Genomic DNA, 4,631 nt, shown 5'->3' with positions numbered 1-4,631 from the left:
CCGGACCGGACCCGGGCGAGCAGGGTCCCGGCCCGGGCCCGGGACGGGGCGCCCGGCACCCCGCCGACGGTGTCCGGGTGGTCGGGGTTCCGCGTGTGCGTCGCCGCCTCCGGCATCGTGCTGGTCATGACGCCTCCGAATGCCCGTTGTTACTGAGGAGTAGTTCTCCGAGTGAACCATACCGTCGGTACGTCCGCACGGCTGCGTGGCTCACGTGTAGAGCGCCGTGGCGATCCGTTTCCATTCCCGCAACAGCTGTTCCCGTCGCTGCGGATCACCCCCCAGTTCGGCGTCCAGCGCCAGGCCCCGGGTCAGGTTGACCGTCAGCCAGTACAGCGTCTCCAGTCTGTCCCGCGGCAGGTCGCCGACCAGGGCGGCGAGCCGGTCGAGGGTGGCGCGGCCGAGGGCGCGGTCCACCGGGCGCATGGCCTCCCGCAGGGCCGGGTCGGTCCGCGCGGCGACCCACAGCTCCATCGCCGCACTGGCCAGCGTCCCGGAGTAGGACTCCCACAGCAGGTCGATGACCGCGCTCACCCGTTCGGGGCCCTCGGGGAGCCCGGTGGTGTCCGGGGCGTGTTGCTCGGTAAGCCGCCCGGTCAGGTGTTCCACCGCCGCGGCCATCAGCCGGGCCTTGTCGGGGAAGTGGTGCTGGACCGCACCCTTCGACACTCCGGCCCGCGCGCAGACCTCCTGCATCGACGTCCGCGCGTATCCGCGTTCCACCAGGCAGTCGATGGTCGCGTCGAGCAGCGCGGCGCGGGTGCGCGCCGTCCGTTCGGCCTGGGTGCGGTGCCTGCGTTCCGGCGTGGTCACGACTGTCCGGCTCCTGTCCGCTCGTCCGGTGGGAAGGGTCCCGCCCCGTCCCTCCTTTACCGGAGGGCCCGCGGCGGAGTACATTCCGGCGGGAACTTACCTTCCGATCGTAATGTTTTTCCCGTCCGTCCCGACCCCCCGGAGGGAGCGCCGTGCCGCTGCCGCAACAGCAGAGTTCGTGGATGACCGAGGAGCTGGCCGATTTCCGGGACATGGCCCGGACCTTCTGCCGCAACGAGCTCACCCCGCACCAGGAGAGGTGGGCCGAGAACAAGCGGATCGACCGCGAGGTGTGGACCAAGGCGGGCGAGGTCGGCCTGCTCGCCCTGTCGATCCCGGAGGCCTACGGCGGTGGCGGCGGGACCTTCGCACACGAGGCCGTGCTCTACGAGGAACAGGCCCGCAGCGGCGACAGCGCCTGGGGCGTGTCGGTGCACAACGGCATCGTGACGCACTACCTGCTCGCCTACGGCTCCGAGGAGCAGAAACAGCGCTGGCTGCCCAAGCTCGCCTCCGGTGAGTTCGTCGGCGCCATCGCGATGACCGAGCCCGGCACGGGGTCGGACCTGCAGGGCATCGCCACCCGCGCGGTCCGCGACGGGGACCACTACGTGATCAACGGGGCGAAGACCTTCATCACCAACGGGGCGCTGGCCGACCTCGTGGTGGTCGCGGTCAAGACCGATCCGGACGCAGGTGCGCAGGGCGTCTCGCTGATCGTGGTGGAGACCTCCACCCCGGGTTTCCGCCGGGGGCGCACCCTGGACAAGGTCGGCATGCACGGGCAGGACACCGCCGAGTTGTTCTTCGACGACGTCCGGGTGCCCACCGACAACCTGCTCGGTGAGCAGGAGGGCCAGGGCTTCATCCAGCTGATGCAGCAGCTCCCGCAGGAGCGGCTGCTCATCGCGGTCACCGCCGTGGCGGGGATGGAGAGCGCGATCGAGCTGACCCTGGACTACACGAAGGAGCGCACCGCCTTCGGCAGGCCCGTGTTCGGCTTCCAGAACACCAAGTACAAGCTCGCCGAGGCCGCCACCGAGGCGGCGGTGTCCCGGGCGTTCCTCGACCAGTGCATCGAACGGCACCTGCGGGGCGAGCTGGACGTGCAGGGTGCGGCGATGGCGAAGCTGTGGACCACCGAGCGGGTCAACAAGGTCGTCGACGAGTGCGTGCAGCTGTTCGGGGGCTACGGCTACATGACCGAGTACCCGATCGCCCGCGCCTGGGCCGACATGCGGGTCTCGCGCATCTTCGGCGGCACGAACGAGATCATGAAGGACATCATCTCCCGTGGCCTGTGACACGGGGCCGACCGGACAGGAAAGGCGGTCGTCATGAGCGCTGGTCCGCTGAGCGGTCTGCGGGTCGTCGAACTCGCGGGGCTCGCGCCCGCACCCTTCGCCTGCACCGTGCTGGCCGACCTCGGTGCCGACGTGGTGCGGGTCGACCGGGCCGTCCCCGGCGACGACGTGCTCGCCATGCCGAAGGACCCCCTGCTGCGCAGTCGCCGGACCATCGGCGTCGACACCAAGACCGCCGAGGGCGTCGAGCTGGTGCTCAGGCTCGCGGAGCAGGCGGACGTGCTCGTGGAGGGGTTCCGGCCCGGCGTCGCCGAACGCATGGGACTGGGCCCCGAGCAGGTGCACGCCCGGAATCCGGGCCTGGTCTACGGGCGGATCACCGGGTGGGGGCAGACCGGCCCCCTGGCGCCCTCGGCGGGGCACGACATCAACTACATCGGTCTGTCCGGGGCCCTGCACCCGGTCGGCCGGGCGGGGGAGCGACCGGTGCCGCCGGTGAACTTCCTCGCCGACTTCGGCGGCGGCGGGATGTATCTCGCGATGGGTGTGCTCGCCGCGCTGTACGAGCGCGGCTCCTCGGGACTCGGCCAGGTCGTGGACGCCTCGATGGTGGAGGGGTCGGCACTGCTGACCACGCATCTGTTCGGACTGCGGGCCAGCGGCCTGTGGGACGGCGAGCGCGGGGAGAACATGCTCGACGGCGGGGCGCCGTTCTACGACACCTACGAGACCGCGGACGGGCGCTACGTCGCCGTCGGCGCCATCGAGGGGCGCTTCTGGTCCGCGCTGCTCGAGGTGCTCGGACTCGATCCCGAGCAGGTGCCGGTGCACATCGACCAACGCGAGTGGCCCCGTCTGCGGGCGATGCTCGCGGAGGCGATCGGCCGGTACACCCGGGACGAACTGACGGCCCGGGCGGAGGGCACGGACGCCTGCCTGACCCCGGTGCTGTCGCCGTGGGAGGCCGCCGAGCACCCGCACAACCGCGCGCGGGGGTCGTTCGTCGAGGTCGACGGGATGACGCAGCCCGCACCGGGGCCGAGGTTCGACCGGACACCCGCGGCCGAGCCGGATCCCCCGCACCCGAAGGGATCGGACACCGGGGAGGTGCTGTCCGAACTCGGTCTGGACCCGGCCGAGATCGACCGCCTCCGGGAGGCGGGCGCCCTCGGCTGAGCACGGTCGGTGACCGTCGCCTCTCCGTACCGGGCGCGCCCGACGTGCCGGGACACCCGCGGACACGGGCGGGTGTCCCTCCGGCGTGTTGCGGGGGCACGGTGCGGGAGGTGCCTTACAGTACCCGGACACCGGCGCGTGGTGCGGGGGCCGCGGTGCGCCCCCGCACCACGTTCGCGTGACTGCGCGTCGCGATGCCGTGCCCTGCGGCATGATGAATGCGGTGGGAAGCAGTGCCGTCACCGTGCGGTGACGCCGAGCAGGAATCGGGTGGAAGCCATGTCACCGGGTCTGAAGAAGATATTGATATTCGGCGCCGTCGCGCTCGTGCTTTTCCTTCTCGTCTCGCGCCCCACCGAGTCCGCCGACACCGTGCGCTCGGCGTTGAGCTGGCTCCGGGACGGCGCCGAGGCCATCATCACGTTCTTCCAGTCGCTGTTCGCCTGACGCGAAAGGCGCAGGTCACCGGCACCCCGGACCGGGGTGCCGGTTCGTCGTGCGCGCGCCCCGAGAATGCATACGGTGCGTAGCGACAAGCGCTGAACGTCCCGTTTCGCTCCGACAAACGGGTGGATTCCCCGTCCGAACACACTGGTCGGCGGAATCGGAGCCCGATCACCTCTTCCGAATCGTCGGTCCGCTCTCATACGGTGCACCTCACATTGCGTGACCGAGCGGTACCCGAGGACCCACGCACTCAGATCTCGAACAACGTTGCTCGACCAGTCTTGGACGACACAGCAGTGCGACGACCACAGCAGTGCGTTGCTGAAGGAGGCAGGCGAAATGCGGGATTCCGGAGTCGACGCGGTGATCCGACAGTGGGCCGCCGAACGTGAGCAGACCGCCGAGGACCGTGAGGTCAACCGGATCGCGACGGAGTGGATGGCCGAGGCCGCGCCGTCGTCGGCCGGCATCCCGGCGCAGCCGTCGTCGGCCGGCATTCCGGCGCAGCGGCGGGAGACGGGGGACCGGGCGTGGGCACCGGTCGACCTGGCCGACCCGGACTTCCTCGACGCGATGCGCGAGCGGTTGCCCGAGGCCCCGGACGAACTGCTCGGCGCCGCGGCCGGATGGTGGCAGATGATCGGGGACGTCGAGGAGGCCAAGGCCTGGTGGGACGCGGGGATCAGCCCCCTCGACCAGCGCGCCCTCGATTACCGGGCCGCCGGACTCACCCCCGCCGACCTGGGCAGGCGGCTCGGCCCGCTCACGGTGCTGGACCATCTCCGACGGGGCAGCGCTCCCGCCTGGTGCGTCGCCCGGCTCACGCGCCAGCGCCGCGACGCCGCGAGCTGACCCCGGCCACGGCCGACCCCGGCTTCCCGGGTGTGCGGG

5 protein-coding genes are annotated in these 4,631 nt (G+C 71.3%); 4 read left to right on the top strand and 1 reads right to left on the bottom strand.

Annotated features, from left to right (window positions below):
• Window positions 1-210: 210 nt before the first annotated feature.
• On the bottom strand, window positions 211-813 hold the full coding sequence (locus ACTIR_RS0109360; protein ID WP_026454066.1) for a TetR/AcrR family transcriptional regulator: 603 nt from the start codon (window positions 811-813) through the stop codon (window positions 211-213).
• 182 nt (window positions 814-995) lie between these two features.
• On the opposite strand from ACTIR_RS0109360, the gene ACTIR_RS0109355 reads away from it, so the two are divergent.
• The 4 genes from ACTIR_RS0109355 (at window position 996) to ACTIR_RS0109340 (ending at window position 4,592) form a co-directional block, all read left to right on the top strand.
• On the top strand, window positions 996-2,117 hold the full coding sequence (locus ACTIR_RS0109355) for an acyl-CoA dehydrogenase family protein (RefSeq protein WP_411431322.1): 1,122 nt from the start codon (window positions 996-998) through the stop codon (window positions 2,115-2,117).
• A gap of 33 nt (window positions 2,118-2,150) precedes the next feature.
• Window positions 2,151-3,293: a CaiB/BaiF CoA transferase family protein gene (locus tag ACTIR_RS0109350; RefSeq protein WP_026454064.1), complete on the top strand. Its 1,143-nt coding sequence runs from the start codon at window positions 2,151-2,153 to the stop codon at window positions 3,291-3,293.
• A gap of 279 nt (window positions 3,294-3,572) precedes the next feature.
• Window positions 3,573-3,740, top strand: a complete 168-nt coding sequence (locus ACTIR_RS27160; protein WP_199285590.1) for a hypothetical protein — start codon at window positions 3,573-3,575, stop codon at window positions 3,738-3,740.
• A gap of 339 nt (window positions 3,741-4,079) precedes the next feature.
• Window positions 4,080-4,592 carry a hypothetical protein gene (locus ACTIR_RS0109340; RefSeq protein ID WP_007024747.1) on the top strand — a complete coding sequence of 171 codons (513 nt, stop codon included), beginning with the start codon at window positions 4,080-4,082 and terminating at the stop codon, window positions 4,590-4,592.
• Window positions 4,593-4,631 lie beyond the last annotated feature (39 nt).

Origin of the sequence: Saccharomonospora iraqiensis subsp. iraqiensis (assembly GCF_000430445.1) — a bacterium.
In the GTDB taxonomy this organism is placed as follows: Bacteria; Actinomycetota; Actinomycetes; order Mycobacteriales; family Pseudonocardiaceae; genus Saccharomonospora; species Saccharomonospora iraqiensis.
This window is presented reverse-complemented; position numbering and strand designations above follow the sequence as displayed.